Origin of the sequence: Nonomuraea sp. NPDC000554 (assembly GCF_040300065.1) — a bacterium.
Taxonomy (GTDB): domain Bacteria; phylum Actinomycetota; class Actinomycetes; order Streptosporangiales; family Streptosporangiaceae; genus Nonomuraea.
In genome coordinates, this window is sequence record NZ_JBEPDC010000002.1 from 256,929 (window position 1) to 273,073 (window position 16,145).

The 16,145-nt window shown below is 67.3% G+C and carries 18 protein-coding genes; 6 read left to right on the plus strand and 12 right to left on the minus strand.

Features of this window, described 5'->3' with window-relative positions; translation table 11 throughout:
- Window positions 1–68: 68 nt before the first annotated feature.
- On the minus strand, window positions 69–1,382 hold the full coding sequence (locus tag ABT294_RS05120; RefSeq protein WP_350803648.1) for a WXG100 family type VII secretion target: 1,314 nt from the start codon (window positions 1,380–1,382) through the stop codon (window positions 69–71).
- 8 nt (window positions 1,383–1,390) lie between these two features.
- A complete protein-coding gene (locus tag ABT294_RS05125; protein WP_350803649.1) occupies window positions 1,391–1,786 on the minus strand; it encodes a hypothetical protein in 396 nt (131 codons plus the stop codon).
- A 125-nt stretch (window positions 1,787–1,911) separates the two neighbouring features.
- Here ABT294_RS05125 and eccB point away from each other — a divergent pair, with 125 nt between their 5' ends.
- The 3 genes from eccB to ABT294_RS05140 all read left to right on the plus strand — a co-directional run bounded on the left by eccB (window position 1,912) and on the right by ABT294_RS05140 (window position 5,145).
- On the plus strand, window positions 1,912–3,327 hold the full coding sequence (gene eccB, locus ABT294_RS05130) for a type VII secretion protein EccB (protein ID WP_350803650.1): 1,416 nt from the start codon (window positions 1,912–1,914) through the stop codon (window positions 3,325–3,327).
- Window positions 3,328–3,427: 100 nt separating this feature from the next.
- Entirely contained in the window at window positions 3,428–3,760 is a 333-nt protein-coding gene (locus ABT294_RS05135; RefSeq protein ID WP_350803652.1) for a hypothetical protein, read from the plus strand.
- On the plus strand, window positions 3,757–5,145 hold the full coding sequence (locus ABT294_RS05140) for a LysM peptidoglycan-binding domain-containing protein (protein WP_350803654.1): 1,389 nt from the start codon (window positions 3,757–3,759) through the stop codon (window positions 5,143–5,145). Before ABT294_RS05135 ends, ABT294_RS05140 begins: the two co-directional genes overlap by 4 nt.
- Window positions 5,146–5,305: 160 nt before the next feature.
- Here ABT294_RS05140 and ABT294_RS05145 read toward each other — a convergent pair whose 3' ends face one another.
- The 6 genes from ABT294_RS05145 to ABT294_RS05170 all read right to left on the minus strand — a co-directional run bounded on the left by ABT294_RS05145 (window position 5,306) and on the right by ABT294_RS05170 (window position 9,728).
- Window positions 5,306–6,076 carry a hypothetical protein gene (locus tag ABT294_RS05145; protein WP_350803655.1) on the minus strand — a complete coding sequence of 257 codons (771 nt, stop codon included), beginning with the start codon at window positions 6,074–6,076 and terminating at the stop codon, window positions 5,306–5,308.
- A 1-nt stretch (window position 6,077) separates the two neighbouring features.
- Window positions 6,078–7,130, minus strand: coding sequence for a hypothetical protein (locus ABT294_RS05150; RefSeq protein ID WP_350803656.1), 1,053 nt, complete (start codon window positions 7,128–7,130; stop codon window positions 6,078–6,080).
- A 34-nt stretch (window positions 7,131–7,164) separates the two neighbouring features.
- Entirely contained in the window at window positions 7,165–8,511 is a 1,347-nt protein-coding gene (locus ABT294_RS05155) for a WXG100 family type VII secretion target (protein WP_350803657.1), read from the minus strand.
- A gap of 11 nt (window positions 8,512–8,522) precedes the next feature.
- Window positions 8,523–8,936 (minus strand): hypothetical protein, encoded by a 414-nt coding sequence (locus ABT294_RS05160; RefSeq protein WP_350803658.1) that lies wholly within the window; start codon window positions 8,934–8,936, stop codon window positions 8,523–8,525.
- 66 nt (window positions 8,937–9,002) lie between these two features.
- Window positions 9,003–9,335: a WXG100 family type VII secretion target gene (locus ABT294_RS05165; protein ID WP_350803659.1), complete on the minus strand. Its 333-nt coding sequence runs from the start codon at window positions 9,333–9,335 to the stop codon at window positions 9,003–9,005.
- Window positions 9,336–9,371: 36 nt separating this feature from the next.
- Window positions 9,372–9,728 (minus strand): WXG100 family type VII secretion target, encoded by a 357-nt coding sequence (locus ABT294_RS05170; protein ID WP_350803660.1) that lies wholly within the window; start codon window positions 9,726–9,728, stop codon window positions 9,372–9,374.
- Window positions 9,729–10,141: 413 nt separating this feature from the next.
- Here ABT294_RS05170 and ABT294_RS05175 point away from each other — a divergent pair, with 413 nt between their 5' ends.
- Together ABT294_RS05175 and ABT294_RS05180 are read left to right on the plus strand one after the other, a co-directional pair.
- Window positions 10,142–11,386 (plus strand): hypothetical protein, encoded by a 1,245-nt coding sequence (locus tag ABT294_RS05175; protein WP_350803662.1) that lies wholly within the window; start codon window positions 10,142–10,144, stop codon window positions 11,384–11,386.
- A gap of 4 nt (window positions 11,387–11,390) precedes the next feature.
- On the plus strand, window positions 11,391–12,086 hold the full coding sequence (locus ABT294_RS05180; RefSeq protein ID WP_350803663.1) for a hypothetical protein: 696 nt from the start codon (window positions 11,391–11,393) through the stop codon (window positions 12,084–12,086).
- 6 nt (window positions 12,087–12,092) lie between these two features.
- Here the strand turns inward: ABT294_RS05180 and ABT294_RS05185 are convergent, their stop codons facing one another.
- The 3 genes from ABT294_RS05185 to ABT294_RS05195 all read right to left on the minus strand — a co-directional run bounded on the left by ABT294_RS05185 (window position 12,093) and on the right by ABT294_RS05195 (window position 13,982).
- Window positions 12,093–12,536 carry a YbaB/EbfC family nucleoid-associated protein gene (locus ABT294_RS05185; RefSeq protein WP_350803664.1) on the minus strand — a complete coding sequence of 148 codons (444 nt, stop codon included), beginning with the start codon at window positions 12,534–12,536 and terminating at the stop codon, window positions 12,093–12,095.
- A gap of 96 nt (window positions 12,537–12,632) precedes the next feature.
- Window positions 12,633–13,664, minus strand: coding sequence for a hypothetical protein (locus ABT294_RS05190; RefSeq protein ID WP_350803666.1), 1,032 nt, complete (start codon window positions 13,662–13,664; stop codon window positions 12,633–12,635).
- A 6-nt stretch (window positions 13,665–13,670) separates the two neighbouring features.
- A complete protein-coding gene (locus ABT294_RS05195; protein ID WP_350803667.1) occupies window positions 13,671–13,982 on the minus strand; it encodes a hypothetical protein in 312 nt (103 codons plus the stop codon).
- 201 nt (window positions 13,983–14,183) lie between these two features.
- Here ABT294_RS05195 and ABT294_RS05200 point away from each other — a divergent pair, with 201 nt between their 5' ends.
- Window positions 14,184–14,630 carry a YbaB/EbfC family nucleoid-associated protein gene (locus ABT294_RS05200; RefSeq protein WP_350803669.1) on the plus strand — a complete coding sequence of 149 codons (447 nt, stop codon included), beginning with the start codon at window positions 14,184–14,186 and terminating at the stop codon, window positions 14,628–14,630.
- 4 nt (window positions 14,631–14,634) lie between these two features.
- Here ABT294_RS05200 and eccD read toward each other — a convergent pair whose 3' ends face one another.
- On the minus strand, window positions 14,635–15,999 hold the full coding sequence (eccD, locus tag ABT294_RS05205; RefSeq protein ID WP_350803670.1) for a type VII secretion integral membrane protein EccD: 1,365 nt from the start codon (window positions 15,997–15,999) through the stop codon (window positions 14,635–14,637).
- Window positions 16,000–16,145: the final 146 nt, after the last annotated feature.

Sequence of the window (16,145 nt, forward strand, 5' to 3'; positions counted from 1 at the left end):
GAGTCGGGTGGCGGTGGCCTGGCGTGGGGGTGAGGGTGGTCAGGTGTGGGTGAGCCGGGGGCGTGTGGTCAGCCGATGTGGCCGTTGACCACGCCGTCCAGCGGGCCGGTCCAGACGTCGTCCTCTTCCTTCAGCCAGGAGAACATCTCGCTGGTGCGCTCCTCGTTGCCCCCGTGGCCGCCGCCGTGCGGCACGACGGGGACGCCCATGCCCCCCGCGGCGTTGCCTGTCCGGACGGTCGAGGCGCCTTGCGCCGGTGCGGCGACGGCCCCGCTCACGCCGGTGGTTCCGCCTGACGACGTCCCGTTGGACGTCCCATTGGTGGATGAGTGTGAGGTCGGCGACGCGGTGGGGGACGGCGAGCCGTCGTGCGTCGGCGTGTTGAAGTCGGACAGGTTGGTCGAGCGAGAGTCGTTGCCGTTCGGCGAGTCGCCCACGCCGGTCCGGGACGGGTCGGGGATGTTGGGTGCGCTCGCGGTGGAGGTGTCGGCCCCCGTTCGATCGCCGACGCGCGAACCGTCGATGCCCGCGCCGTTTCCGACGCCGCCCGTGCCCGTGCCGTTCTGGCCGGTTCCGTCCGCGCCTGTGCCATCGCGGCCGGTGCCGTCTCCACCGGTGCCGTCCAGGCCGGTGTCGCCGCCCGGGAACTCGGGCCGGTCAAGGCCGCCGCCGTCCGGGGAGTCTGGGCCGTTCAGGTCGAGGTCGCCGTTGCCGCCGGGGTTGTACGGATGCTGCTTCAGCAGATCACGGGGGTCGAAGTTGTCCTTCGTGTCCTTCGGGTCCGGCGGGGAGGGGTCCTTGATGTCCGGCAGGTTCTTTTGGACGGAGTCGGGGAACTGCACGTAGATGTGATAGAGGTCGTTGGTCAGGGCCCGCAGGTGCTGGCCCGCCAGCTCATCCTGCGACCCCGTCTCCCATCCCTTGTCGATCGTCTTGTAGGCGCCCCAGGCGGAGTCGTCCCAGGTGATCGGCTTGCCGAACACGTTGGTCGGTTGGTCGCTCCAAGCGAACATCGTGTTCTCCACGAAGTCCTGGTGCTCGCGGATCTTGTCGGCCAGCTGGTTCAGGGGCTTGCCCATGCGCTGAAGCCCGTCCGACAGGTTGCGGACGGTCTCGTGGAGGAGCTTGAGGGCCTTCTGCGCCTTGACGGAGGAGTCGCCCTCCCAGATCTTGGCCAGCTCCCCGCTGACCTCGTCGATGGCGTCGAGGGTCGTGGCCAGCCTGGTGGCGGCGTCCTGGTAAGCGCTGGCAGCGGTATCCGCGCCCTTGGGATCGAGCGACATGATGAAGTCCTTGATCTCGGCGACGCTCCTGCCGTCGTCGTCGAGGTCGAACTTGTCACACTGCGGCTTGATCCAATGCGTCTTCTTCGTGTCGCCCATGGTGCGGTCTACAAGTCCTTGCCGAGGTTGGCGATGTCGGTAGCGTCAAGGGTGCCTCCGCCGCCGCGTACCAGCCCGGCGGCGATACGGAGCTTCTCGTTGGCCTGCTCGTAGATCGTCGTGAGCTCATCGAGGCCCCGCTGCAGGGTGCCGGAGAAGACGTGACCGCCGTCCCAGCGGTCCATGTCCCGGAAGAGGTAGTCGAGGGCGCTGAGATCCCCGTGGAGCCGCAGGTCCATCAGGGAGCCCTTCTTCTGCCCGGTGAGGTCGGCCAGCTCTTCCTCAAGCCGCTTGGCGAGCTGGTCGAACCGGTCCTTGGGATTGTCCGGGTACTTGACATCGTCCCTGGACGGATCCAGTCCCGGCCACTTCTGCTCGCAATGCTGGTGGTCCTTGGTGGCCATGGCGCCTCCCCGCGTGCTTGATCGCAAGCCTACTCGGCTTACCACGATGCAGTACAGAAGTTGACATATCCCTCAACAGGCTCATGCGTACCATACTCCGGGGAGCCTGATCGAAATGGAGTGGGATGCAGACTCGGAAGGACCTCTACCAGGCGCACCGCCTGATGACGCAGCGTCTTGGCATGGCTCTGCTCCAGGCCGAACCTGACGTTCCCGAGTCGCCCATGCGCCGCCAGAACGTGGCGGTGTTCTGCGGGCTGATCGTGGCCGTTCTCGTGGCCGCGGGCTTCGGCATCTGGGGGCTGCTCAAACCCGGCAACTCGACCAAGCTGACCGACCCCGGCCAGTTGCTGGTCGAGGAGGAGACCGGGGCCAAGTACGTCTTCAGCCAGCAGGAGAACAAGATGATGCCGGTGGCCAACTACGCCTCCGCGCGCCTGCTGCTCGACACCTCTGACGTCAAGGTGCGGAACGTGTCGGCGGCCTCCCTGGCCAAGTACGCCCGCGGGCCGCTGGTGGGGATCCCCGGCGCCCCCGACTCCCTGCCGTCCAAGGACAAGCTGGTCAAGGGCCCGTGGTCGGCCTGCGTGGGCGAGACGACCGACACGTCCGGGACCCGCAAGCCGTTCGTCACCCTGGTGGGCGGCACCGACGTCGGCGGCACGCCGGTCGGGAACGGCGCGATGGTCGTCGTCGACGACCAGCAGCAGGGCTGGGTGATCTGGGCCGACCAGAGGATGAAGGTCGGCCCCGAGGGCATCAACGCGCTCGGCGCCACCGCGCCCAGGAAGGTGCCGGCCCCCTGGATCACCGCCATTCCTGTCGGACCGGACTTCCGCGTCCGGGCCATCCCGAACCGCGGCAAAGCGGTTCGCGGGCCGACCGGCCGTGCCGCGCGTGTCGGCCAGATCTTCAGGGTGCCCGGCATGGCCGGCAGCGCCGACCGGTGGTACGTGCTCGCCGAGGACGGCCTGGCGCCGATCTCGCTGACGCAGGCGACGCTCCTGCGTAACGATCCCGCCAGCAAGAAGGCGTACGGCTCGAGGCCGGTCGAGCCGATCACGATCGACGCCGCGACGGCCAACGCGAAGCCGTCCAAGCAGCAGTTCATGGGCGGCGGACTGCCGCAGACGATGCCCGCGGTGACCACGCCGTCGGCCGGCGCCCCGCTGTGCGCGGTCTACTCCGACACCCAGTCGGGCTCGGCGAGGGCCAGGATCACCAGCGGCGCCAGGATCGGCATCCCGGTGCCGCGGACGATCGGCAGCCCGGACCACTTCGACCAGGTTCTGCTGCCGCCGGGCGGGGCCGCGGTCGCGGGGCTGCTGCCCAACGACGGCCAGGTGTCGGCCATCAACACCTACTACCTGATCAACGACCAGAGCCGCATGTTCCAGCTCCAGTCGGCGGCCCAGCTGGAGACGTTCGGATACGACGCCTCGGCCGTGGCGCCGCTCCCGGCCCACCTGCTGCACATGATCCCCGCGGGGCCCCGATTCGATCCGGCCGCCGCACGCACACCGGTCAAGATCAACCAATGACCCCATACCTCACATCAGCCACAAAACGGGCTAGACGCCACTTAGGGCGCGGTTATACATTGCAACTTTCATCAGATTTATGGTGAGGGGGCAAGCGCACATGGGGGATGGCGCTCAGGGAGAGGCCGCCTGGTGGTCAGATGACCTACGCAAGGCGATGCGGATCTGCGCGGACCAGCTCGACGAGATCAACAACATGCAGCGCATCTTCGCCCCCGCCGAGCTCAGCAAGCGCGACTTCGGTGCCGCCCCAGGAGCCAATGCGCTGGCGGACGCCTACGTGGACGACCTGCCCGACGGCCGTTACCCGTCGCTGATGGCGTACCTGCGCGATCTCAGCGACGCTTTCATGTACATCAGCGCGGCCCTCGGCGGCACCGAGCGCACCTACCGGACGGCGAACCAGGGGAGCACCATCAAGGAGAACGGGTGAGCCAGGGCAGCCAGGGCAGCCTCAACCCGCTCGACTGGGACTGGAACCCCCTCGGCTGGGGCTGGGACTTCAACCCGTCGCAGGTCCTCAACCTTCAGCCGCTGAAGGACACGATCATGGCGATAGCGCGCGCGATCCCGCACATGTTCGACGGCAACAGTGAACTGCGCCTCAGAGCGGCGGCCAACGCGCACCGCGACCTCGGCACGGCCCTGGGCAAGCTGCACGACGCCATCAACCCCCATGTCTCCACAGTGCTGAAGGACTGGCACGGCTCGGCGGGAGACGAGTTCCGCCACGCCTGGCAGAGGGTGGTCGCCCCCGGCACCCGTGAGAAGCTGCAGAAGAGCTGCGAGGGCGTCGTGAAGGTGCTGGAAGCGGTGCTGGACTCGACCAACCTCACGAAGATCGCCATCATCGAGTTCGTCAGGACCTCGCTGATCTGGGTCGGGCTCTTCTACGTCATGCGGATGGCCGCCAACTACTGGGCCGCCCTCATCGCCTACCTTCGGGCCACAAAGATCGTCATGGCGACGGTCGCTCTGCTGAAGCGGCTCGGGGCCCTCTTCCACACGCTCGGCGAGCTGCTCAAGGCCGTTCCGCTCGTGGGCAGGCTGAGGTTCGGCGGGAAGCTCGGCTCCATCGGCGCGGTGATAAAGCAGGCGGCGCTGCGGCCCTTCAACTACGAGGCGATCTCCAAGCTCGCGGACCCCAAGGTCACCACGTTCGCCAAGTACGCCAGGAGCTCGGCGTACGTCTACGGAGGTGTCATCGCGACGCAGATGCTCGGGCAGGGCTTGCAGGGCGAGAGCATCTTCAACCTCAGCCCGCTGACGTTCACGCAGGCGGCCCGGATCACCACCGGCGCCAACCTGGTCGCGACGTTCATGCCGATCGCCGGCGTGGGCACCAAGGGCCTGTTCCAGGGCGGCACCGCGGCCTCGTTCACGGCGACGCTGACGAAGACGGGCGCCGCGGTCGGCGAGTCCGGCATGTCGTTCGGCGGCTTCGTCGCCCTCCGCAACTGGGCCATCGGCAAGGTCGGCACGCCGGCGTGGCTCAAGAGGTTCAGCCCCGACATGCAGAAGCAGTTGCTGGGCCTCGCGCCGACCGCCGCTTTCCGGGTGTGGCGCTCGCTGAACGCCCCCGAGTCGTACGAACTGCCCGAGTGGGACAGGCCGGTCCCGGCCGGCTCTCCGACCTACCACCAGCCGCCGCCACCGGCGCAGTGGTCGGTGAACGAGGGGTCCCTCTGGGACGTCGCGGCGAAGGTGTACGGCGACGGCTCCCGCTGGCAGGAGATCTACGACGCCAACCGCGACGTCATCGGCCCGGACCCCAGCGTGATCAGAGTGGGCCAGAAGCTCAAGATCCCGAAGCCCTGATCATCGTCGTCCGGGCCGGCCCTCGTGCGCTTGGGGGCCGGCACACCGTTGCGTGCGCGGCTCGGGCAGCGCGCTGCGTGTGGAACGCGCCTCTCCGCGCGGACGTGGCAGACGGGGCCGGCTCCGCGCGCACGAGGCCGGCCCTGGAAAGCGGGCGCTGTCAGGCCTCGGCCGTCGCGCCCGGCAGCTGCATGCCGGCGGGCATGCCGTCCTTGTCCATGCCGATGCTCTTGTTGATGAGCGCCCCGGTCTTCTTGTCGTTGCCGAGCCCGAGGCTGTTGAACATGGGCACTGCCTTCATGTCCTGGAATTTCATCTGCTGCTTCATGCTCAGCATTTGGACGCCCTGATAGACCCCGGCGACCGTCATGAGGGCAAACCCCAGCTTTCTGATGATCGGCCCCCACTTTTTCCACAGGCCGGTCATCCCCTCGTTGGCCGCGGCCTCGGTGGCGAGCCAGGTGCCAGGATTAAACTTACCGATTCCGATGAGGACCGCCCACCCAATCATCGCCCCGGTCACGGCGAGTACCCCATTACGGAGGTCGTCGTAAAGATCAGCGCTGGAGCAGAGCGTATCCCCGACCCCGTCGCGGTGGGTGCCGCTCTTTCCCGTCTCCTCGACGAACTGGTCCATCAGCGGCTTGATGAGGGTCTTGTAAAGCTCTCCATCATAGTGGGCGTCCTCTTCCAGGCGCTTGGCCAGGTCGAGGACCGACTGCCGGAGCTCGTCCAGTTCCTTGGTCTGGCCGCCGCTTTTCTCGGTCTTCCATTCACGCCCGCATGCGCGCATCTTGTCCGCATCTCCGGCTATCACGAAGATGGACATGGCGATGGTGACGGCTATCGGCCGCTTGATGATAGCTGCGCAGGCGAGGCAGATCGATCCCGCGACGATGAAGGTGTTCCCTGCGCCGAAACCGAATTCCATGTCAGATGCCTTCGTGCCGGAGAACGGCCGGCGTCGCGTCCTCGCCGGCGCCCCAGTCGTCCTCGTCCCCGCGCAGCTTGTCGGAGCCGGTGCCTTCCTTCTCCTTGTCGCCGGCCCCGGCCATGGGCGACATCGGCATGAAGGGCATGCCGCCCATCCCGTTCGTGCCGTTCAGGCCGCTCGGCAGCTTCATGTTGGGCGGCGTGCCGCCGGTGGCCGAGCCGCCGTAGCCGGCGCCCGGCCCTCCGGCCGTCGTACGGCCGGGGTCCGTCGTCGTGACGCCCTCGGGAGTGCGGATCTGCGGAGTCTGCAGGTCGGACGGGTTGAGGGAGGAGAGGTCCGTCTTCGTGGGATCCGGCAGGTTGGTCTTGTTCGGATCCAGCCCTGACATGTCCGGCTGCTTCAGGTCGGGAGTCTTGAGATTGGGATCGTCGATCTTGGGGTTATTGAGATCCGGCTGCTTCAGGTCGGGAGTCTTGAGATTGGGATCGTTGAGCCTGGGGTCGTTGAGCCTGGGGTCGTTGAGGTTCGGGTTGTTGAGGTTCGGGTCCTTGAGATCCGGGGTGTTGAGGTTCGGGTCCTTGAGATCCGGCGTGTTGAGGTTCGGGTTGTTGAGGTTCGGGTCCTTGAGATCCGGGGTGTTGAGGTTCGGGTTGCCGAGATTGGGATTACCGAGGCCGGCGGGAATCGTCGGCGTGTTCTTGCCGAGACCGAGCTTGTCGATGCCGGAGCCGGAGTCGTCGTCCGCCTTGGTGTACTTGTCGTCGGCGACCTTCAGCGCGTCGCGCCAGGACTCCAGCACCTCGCGGGCCACTTTCAGCGTCTCGATGTGCTGCGCCCGCGCCTGGCTATGGGCGGTGTCGCAGTTGCGGCCCGACACGCCGTAACTGCGACCCAGGTCGATGCCGTCCGTTCTCTTCGCGAGCCCGCCGACGTTCTCGGAGTCACCCGTGAGCGTCTTGCTGTTGGATTCGAGCTTGCCCTTCTTGAACTTCACACCGGACGTCGCCCCGGGCAGGTCGCCCAGCGAGAACGTCGAACCCTGATCTCCCATGTGCCCAAACCTCTTTACTGCCGGCGGAACCTGATCAGCCGATACGAGGGTCGGTCACCTGGTGCGGTGACGCCCAGACGTCTCGTTCTTCCGAAAGGTCCGTCCCATGTTCCACGCCCTCCTCCGAGCCGGCTCCGGCTCCGCCCATCGCACCGAGCGGGAGCATCCCCGTGCCCGCGGTCGCGGGCATCCCCGAGACCGACGCGCCGCCCATGGGGCCCGCCGCGAACCCTCCGGGAGCGCCGAGCACCGACGGCACGCCCGGCGTGAGGCCGGTCGTCGCCGGGATGGTCGTGGTCGGAATGGTGGTGGTGGGGATGGAGGTGGTGGTGAACGGCGTGGTCGTCGGCTGGTGCGGCGAGAAGTTCGCGACCTCGGTCTGCCGCGGATCGTCCTTGCCGATCACAGAGGGGACGGTGCTGCCCGTGTCGCGGCCTCTGTCGGACCCGTTCTGCTGATCCTGGGTGTTGCCCGTGTTCTGGTTCGTACCGTCTGCGGGCGTGTGGTCCGAGCCGGTTCCGTCCTGGCCCTTGCCGTCCTGGCCGTCCGTACCCGGCCGGTCGGAGCCGGTGCCGTCCGAACCGCGCCCGTCCGATCCGGTGCTGTCGGAGCCGCGCCCGTCGGGGTTCTTGTCGCCTCCCGAGGGCGTGCTGTCGCGGTCGGAGCCCGAGCCATGCCCTGTGGTGCCGTGCCCGCCCGACGAACCGCCGTCGCGCGTGCTCCTCTCATAGGGCGTCGGGTTGTTCGAGCCGCCGCGGGACGAGTCCTTGTCCGACGAGATGGCGTCGTAGTTCACCGGCTTGCCCTTGGGGCTGCCTTCCCCGGGGATGCCGACGGGGGGCAGCTCGTAGGACACGTCGCCCGGAACGTTGTTCTGGAACAGCTCGGCGATGCGCTCGTTGAGCTTCTTCATCACCTTCTGCGCCTGGGCGTCCTCCGCGGAGGCCTTCGCCTTCTTCGCGGCCGCCTTGGTCTCGGGGCTGTTCTCGATGTCGTCGCCGAAATCGACGGAGATCCCCTTGACCTCCTCGAGGGCCTTGCGCAGTTCCTCGCTGTAGAGCCTGAGGGCGCCGTCCATCAGCTTCATCTTCGAGGCCAGCTCGGTGCCGCTGGCATGCATCATCTGCATGGCCTTCTGCACTTTGGCGGCCGTGGGGCCCTTCCAGTCCTTGGCAAGCCTGCTGGCGTGCTTCTCCAAGGCGCCGACGGCCAGGTCGATCGTGCCCGCCACATTCAGATAGGCGAAGCCCGCATCGTCGATCTCAGTCGGCTTGGTGTTGGCGAGCATCTGCTCGATTTCCTTCTTCGAGGCCTTGACCTCCGCGCCCTGGGGCAGCGCCTCGAAGGAGTAGATGACGACGACCTTGCGCTTGTCACCCACGATGACCTTCCTCAGGCCTCACGGCCACCCTCGTTGTCCGCGCTCTTCCTGGCGTACTCGTCGGCGTTGGCCTCGATCGCCCGAACGATCCTGTCGTACATCTCGACCCACTCGGTGTACACCTGGAGAAACTTCGTCCCAGCACTGTTCGCACCGACGGTGTCGCAGTACGCCTTCGCGTCGTTCCACGTGCCTACCTGCGCCTCGGTCAGCTGACAGTGGTCCGCGAGGCTCTTCGTCGACCCGGTCGTGTAGCCCTCCGCCGACCCAGGGCCGTTGAAACCGGACGTATAAGACTTCAGCTCGTTCGCGATCGACCTCATCATCTTGACCGAGTACTCCACGGTCACGTCGCCGTCGAGCCCGGGCCAGTCAGTGATGATGGGCAGAGGATCCGGACCGTACATTGCATCTTTTTGCGTCATTTCGCCCCGTGACAGACGTGCGTTCGGCCATCGCCGACTGGCGATGGCCGAGTCGGCGAGCAAGACCTAGTGGTTGGGGTCTTCCCACAGTCGGCGGTTGTAGTTCTCCGCCCGCTGGTAGTTCTCGTTGGCGAGGCCGACAGCCTGGGCCGCCTGGTGGAGCTGGTTACCCATCTCCTTCTCCTGGGCGTCCCAGTAGGCACGGTGCTGGTCGAAGAAGGACCTCGCGCCCTTGCCGTCGTCGTCGACCCACTGCTCCTGCAGTTCCCGCTGGATGTCCTTGTAGAGCTGGTCAGTGATCCTGTCGAGCTCGGTCACGACCCTGAGCAGGCCCTCCTGCGCGGCCTGCATCTGGCCGAAGTTGACCTTCGTGAAGTCGTGCATACGACCGTCGGACACTGCGATCTCCCTTCAGTACGGCTAGCTTGCTGCGGCCTAGGCCTTCACGTTGATGAGGTCGTCGACCCGGTTCGTGTTGGCACCGACACCACTGAGGCCGATGTTGTGCGAGTCGGCCTCCGCCGCGCTGTAGATCCCGGCACCCACGTTCAGGTTGTCGTAGATCTTCTCGAGGTCCTTGATGATGTTGTTGCAGATCATGTCCCAGGAGTCCATGTGCTGCTTGTACTTCCCGGCCGCAGTGCCTTCCCAGCCGGAGGCCACGCCGGAGGCGGTGAGCTCCTGCACGGTGGTGGCGACCCCCTTCCGCAGGCCTTCGATGTTCCGGGCGGCGGTCTCTACGTACCGGGCCGCGGTCTGGAGCTGCGCTGGACTGGCGCCAAAGAGTGACACAGAGATTCCTCCTGCGATTGCTGAGCCTGTGCTTCCCCCTCGTCAGGCTCACGGGCAGACGGAGGGCAAGATTCGCACAAAACCCATCAAAGGACACGGTAGCTATCAGACGCAACACGACTTACACATGCACAGATAACAGATCAATAACGGCAAGATCGCATCCCGGTAAATGCGCAGGTGGATGCGCTATCACGGTCTTACGGGGATTGTGGAATCTCTGTTAACAAGAAGTAGCGGTTTGCCCTCTACCGGCATGTTCACCCATGGTTGGTCTAGCGTCTCTGATCACCGAGGGGGCGGAGGGGATCCCGATGAACCAGCAGCCGGACGTCGAGAGCTTGCTCAACTGGGGGCAGGTCAGCGCGTCCCCTTCGGGTGCGCCCAGTACGACGTCCACCGAGTTCACCGTCGTGCCGGCCTCCTCAGGACAGCAGAACCCCGCGCCCCGGGAGTCCCACGAGACGCACCGACAGGCCGTCCAGGACGACTCGAAGCCGGACGAGCCCACCCAGCTGTCAGAGGTCGTGACGGCGGACGGCCAGAAACTCGACGCGCAGGTCTCCCAGCCTTCCGGCGACAAGGACCCCGCCCCCGACAAGGCCCCCGACAAGGACGACACCGCACCGGACGCCTCAACAAACGACGCCGCTTCGGACGACGGCGAGCCCGGCTTCGTCGACCCGGAGGCCGCGCCGGGCGATCCACAGTGGGAGGCGTCCGACCGCCTGGACGCGGACCCGCAGGACCAGGACGGGAACCCCTCGGACGGGCAACCCAACGATCCCCAGGACCAGTCGCCCGACCAGCCCGGCGACGGCAACGACGACGGCGGCCAGACAGACCCGAGCGACCCGCAGAACCCCGACGGCAACACGGGCGACGACCCGCAGAACCCGGACGGAAACGACGGCAACACCGGCGACGGCGGGGAGACCACGCCCGGGACGCCCGGGGACGACCAGGGCACGCCCGGAGATCACGGTGGGTCCGGGGGCACCGACGACCCGGGGAAGGACCCCTCCGACCCCGGCACGGGCACGCCCGGGACCGGGGATCCAGGGACGACTCCCCCGGGCGACGGCACCGAAAAACCGCCCACCGGAACCGAAAAGCCCGACGACGGCAAAAAGCCCGACGATGACAAGAAGCCTGACGACGAGAAGAAGCCCGACGGGTCCGACTCGCCATCGCCGGACATCCCCGGCGGCGGTGGTGGCGGCGACGGACCGGGCGGCGGCGGGGGCAAGGACGACACAGGCAAAGACGGCAAGGGGAAAGACGGCACAGGCAAAGACGACAAGGGCAAGGACGGTTCGGGGAAGGACGGCCGCGACGGTACCGGTGGCGACGGCGGCTCGGACAAAAAGGACAAGAAGTCAGACAAAGAAGACATAGACAACGTCGCCTACATCATCATCAACAAGGCCTCGCCTCACATGCGCAAGGCCTTCGATGCCGCCAACGGGAACCACGCGAACCCTCTCGTCTTCGGCGTCGCCGGCCTTCCCATGGGCCTGGGACATGAAAAGATCAGGAGCGCTGCCGCCGGATACTTCGAGGGTGGCGGCCTCCTGTTCAACCGCATGAACGACGCACTGAAGAAGACCTCTGCCGTCTGGCAGGAAGCGGACGACAACAGCACGTCACGGGGATGACTTGATGGATGTAAGCACCTGGGTGATCTTCCCCAGCGCGATCGCCACCGCCGGTTTCGCGTCCGCCATGATCCCGGGGGTGGCGTCCAAGGCCATCCCCGTCAGCATCGGCACGCTGTGGAACAGCCCCGAAGGGCAGTCGAGGCTCGCCGACAACTATGGGAGCGCCGCGAAGCACCTGGAAGAGTGCTCCAAGGCGCTGGGCAGCACGAAGAAGTCCGGCTCGCCGAAGGAGTGGGACGCCAACGACAGAGACGCCTTCGACCAGACCGTGTCCGACCTCATCGAACAGGTCGACAAAGCCAAGGACGTCGCGCATGGCGCCTGCCAGACCATGAACCACTCATCAACGGCGTCACACGGCTGTGCCTACTTCTGCCTGACGGCGGCCGGGGTCATGTTCGCCGCGGCCCGCGCCGCCCTCGTGGTGACCGCTACTACCGGACCGCTGGGAGCCGCCTCGGCCCAACTGGCGGCGCAGGGGGTCGCGACGAGGGTGCTCGCCACGGTGGGCGAAGTGCTGAAGAAACAGCGCATCCTGGGCTCCGCGGCGGCCGTCATCCTGCTCGTCGGCGCCGGCTGGCACGAGATGCAGCGGCAGACTCTCAATGACCAGGTCCTGAATCCGGCGGGCGGCAAGCCCGACTTCAAGCAGGTGAAGATGGGCTGGGCCGACGAGCCGCCCAAGCAGAAGAAGTGACCGGGCTCAGAGGTCGAGGCGGCGGCGGATGCGGTCGAGTTCGCCCATGACGTCCTCGAAGGTCCGGTTGTAGGAGGCCTCGGCGCTTCTGACCTGCTCCAGCGCGGCTTCCGGGTCGTTGATGAACTTCATCGGGTTGTCCTCTTCCCCGAAGACCTCGCCCATCGCCTCGCTGACCTGCTTCTGCAGGTCAGCGGCGGCCTCCCGGACGACCTCTTTGATCATCTCGGCCAGCTCGCCGGAGCTCAGGCGCATCGCCTTGGGGTGCAGCTCAAGCTCGTGCAGCCCCTCAGCGGAGTACTCCACCACGACCAGCCCGTCTTCGTCCTGGGCCCGGCCGACGAGGTCGGCCATGGTCTTCTGCAGCTCCTCCATCTGGGCGAACTGCCCATCGGCGGTCTTGAGAAGCTTGTCAATATCGATGTTCGCGAAGTCCCCGAACTCCTGCATCGGACGCTCCATCCTGGAGGAACAAACGTCCAGAAACGTAGCGCCCCAGACGCTTTACCGCAATCAGCGCACCAACCTCATGAGCCACAGGAGACATCACTCCGGGATCTTGAGGTCCAGTCCCTCTCTGAGGACGGCGGGGTTGGGACCGATGAGATCGCGGTTGGCCTTGTAGATGTCCTGCCAGCGGTTGCCGTCGCCGTAGGCCTGCTCCGCGATCTCCCACAGGCTGGAGCCGCCACGGACGCGCCGGAGCCCCCCGTTCTCCAGGGTCGGCCCGTTCTGGCCAGGCTTGTCGCTGCCCTTGGACCCGCCGTTCCCCGGGTCGACCGGTGAGGCGTCCCTGAAGAACTCCTCGCCGCCGTCCGGGAGCTCGCCCGGCCGGTCGGGCTTGTGGAACGAGGGCAGGTCGTTGGTCTTGAACCTGGCCTTGTCGAAGTCGACCGCCACCTTGCCGCTGGGGGCCACGACCTTGAGCTGACGCATCTTCCTGATCTCCATGAAGATGGTCTTGGCCGCGGACGCGAGCATGAGGCTCAGCTGCCCCACCATCAGCGCGGTCCCGCTGAGGGCCAGCTTGCCGATCTTCGCCTCCTGCAGGGTGGCGAAGATGCGCAGCTGCGGGAACCTCTTGGCGATCAGAGTGGCGATGAGCGTTCCGAGGAGCGCTCCTCCGAGGTACATGATCTCCGTCCAGAACCTGCGGATGGTGCCGCCGATCTCGTCCAGCACGCCGCCGATGTCGGCGAAGACGTGGCGCAGCTTCGCCGCCTCCGCGGAGAAGCGCCCCACCGCCCCTTCGGCGGCCTCCTGGTCCAGCCCCTTCCAGTTCTTCCGCAGCGAGTTCTGGATGTTGGGCATGACGGCCTTCAGACCGTCGTCGAGAACCATGTTCATCGCGCCCCAGTTGGTCGCGGCCTGGGCGATCCCCCTCTCGTTCGCCCAGGCCGTCGCGGCCAGCAGCCCCGCGGGGATGAGGTACATCGAATAGCGGCCCAGGAGCCGAATCATCCGCAGCCCGGCGGGCGGGCCGCCCGGCCCTGGCGGTAGCGCCTTCGGCAGCAGCACCCTTCCCGGCGCGGACGTCCCCGTGTCGAGCCGCGTGAACGTGTAGGTCGTCTCCGACATTTACGCCTACCCCTGTTCCTCGTACCTGACGATGCCCTTGTCCTCGGCCACCCGCCAGTTCTTGGCGGCCAGTTTGAGCAGGTCCTGCCAGCTGTCGATGACCTCGATGGCCTCGTTCAGCAGTTCCAGCGCCATCAACTGGGTCTCGTGGTAGGTGTGCGCGAGCACGCGGTTGCCCACCGGCGCGAATCCCGGGTCGGGGATGTCGGTGTCGGGAATCGCGTCGCGCAGGCCGGTGAAGATGGGCCGCAGGTCGTTCTTGATCCGCTCGGCCGAATGCTCGATACCCGTCGAATACGCGAGGTTGTCGCGGCTCATAGTCCCCCCTCAAACAGCCACCACGCCGCGACTCAACCTAAGACACCAAATGACCGTAATCAGGGGTATTACGGGTTGTTTCACAAGATCGCCCAAGGCCGTTCGTCCTCCGTTAACCAAGATCTCCTTGGCTGCACGGTGGACAGCCAGCGGCCGTACGAGCCGCCGGAGCCCATCGACCCCGAAGGGACACGCCTTCCGATGACCGACTTCCGACCCGACGACCTCCTCCCGGAGAACCTCGAGCGCATGGCCAGGGAGAGCGAGCAGTCGATCCGCCGCCTCACCGAGATGAGCGACGAACTGGGAGCGATCACGGGTACGGGCGAGAGCGCCGACCAGCAGGTCAGAGCCCTGGTCGACAACGCCGGCGGGATTCAGTGGATCACCATCGACCCGCGCGCCATGCGCATGGGCAGCGAGGAGCTGGCCGACCACGTCACCGCGGCCGTGCGCGCCGCTCAGGCGGACGCCCAGCGCCAGGGCGAGGAGATGCTGGCGAACGCGCTCGGCAGCGACGCCGCGCGCTTCCCCCTTGACCTGGACGCCCTGCAGCGGCAGGTCAACGACATCCAGGAGTCGTTCACCATGTCGATCGAGAACAGCCTGGCGTCCATCGACCGGCTGACCCGCCGCTCGGAGTGGTAGCGGCTCAGCCGGACAGCCCGCGCACCCAGGTGTAGACCTCGAGGACGCCGAGCGCGAGCGGGAACAGCGCGGCGATCAGCATCAGGTCGACGATGTCCCCGGCACGCCCCCAGAACGGGGACGGCTTGCCCGACGGCAGCCACACGCCGAGCCCCATCGCGATCAGCCCCGCCCACAGCAGCCCGATCACCAGGACGGCGGCCATCACACCGCCGCGCCCGGCGCTCAACGAGATCGCCAGCATGACCAGGCCCGCCACCCCGGAGAGGATCAGCCACAGCCGCTGTCCCACTCCCTTGAACACGCGGCCACGCATGATGATCGTCAGCGCCAGGGTGACGCTCATGACCCTGGCGATCCAGCCGCCGTCGAGCACCAGGAAGACCTGCGTGACGGCGACGGCCAGCGCGACCCCCGCGATCATGCCGGTCACGTAGTTCCTGGCCTGGAGCGTGCGTTCCTTGATCGCCGGGGCGTCCACCAGTTGGTTGTCGACGCGGAGTTCCTCGGCGGTGGTGGGCATCGCGGGCATCGGCACGCGCGCGATGCGGAACGCGAGCGTGGGGATCAGCGGGCTCAGGGCCAGCAGGATGGTGGCGGTGACGGCCGCCACTCCCGCGGCGGGCAGCGCGAAGACCATGACGACGGCCGCGCCCGCCACCCCCGCCACGGAGGCGATGGCCGTACCGAGAAAGCCCACCACGCCGTCGGCGACGAGCATGCCCGCGAACGTGGCGGCCAGCGCGGTGCAGGCCAGCGCGGCCAGCACACTGGGCGCGCCCAGGGAGAACACGCTGCCGTCACCGGCGGGCGCGAGCAGGCCCGCCAGGAAGGCGTACGGCAGGGCCGCGTAGCCGACGGGGACGCCCGCCGAGGAGTCGCCCACGGCCCTGGACATGACGGCCCCGGTGATGATCAGCAGGAGCGCGAGAGCGCCCGCGACGATGGCGGTCACCATCCAGGGCGGTCCCGCCAGCAGCAGCGCCAGCGGGCCCGCGCAGAGCAGCGCGCAGGCGGCGCCCAGGCCCAGCTGGCGGGTGTTGCGCTCGCCCCAGGTGCCGGCGCGCTCCTTGACCCCGGTGGCGACCACGTCCGCGACGTCGTCGTAGAGCGCGGGCGGCAGCGCGGCCTCGCGCGGCCTGAGGTAGAGCACCTCGCCGTCTAGCACGCCCAGCGCCGCCAGGCTCTGCCCGAGGTCGAACGGCGCGCCACCGAGCCTCTGGAGCACCCAGCCCGGCCCCGCGGCGGACTCGCCGCCGACCTCGCCCACGGCGCGCAGCACGCTCGGCAGGACGTGCGGCATCGGGATGTCGACAGGCAGCGCCAGGTCCATCCGCTTGCGCGGCGCCACGATCGTGACGTGGCACAACGGGGGCAGCGGAGCGGCTGACTGAGGCAGGGCGCCCTGCGGTATGGGCCCATGGGTCCCTTGAGCCAGCGACCTCACTGCCGTCCCCCTTGTCCCATCTGCTGCGCGACAGGAAGAACATATCGGGCAGGCAGCAGTTCATGCGC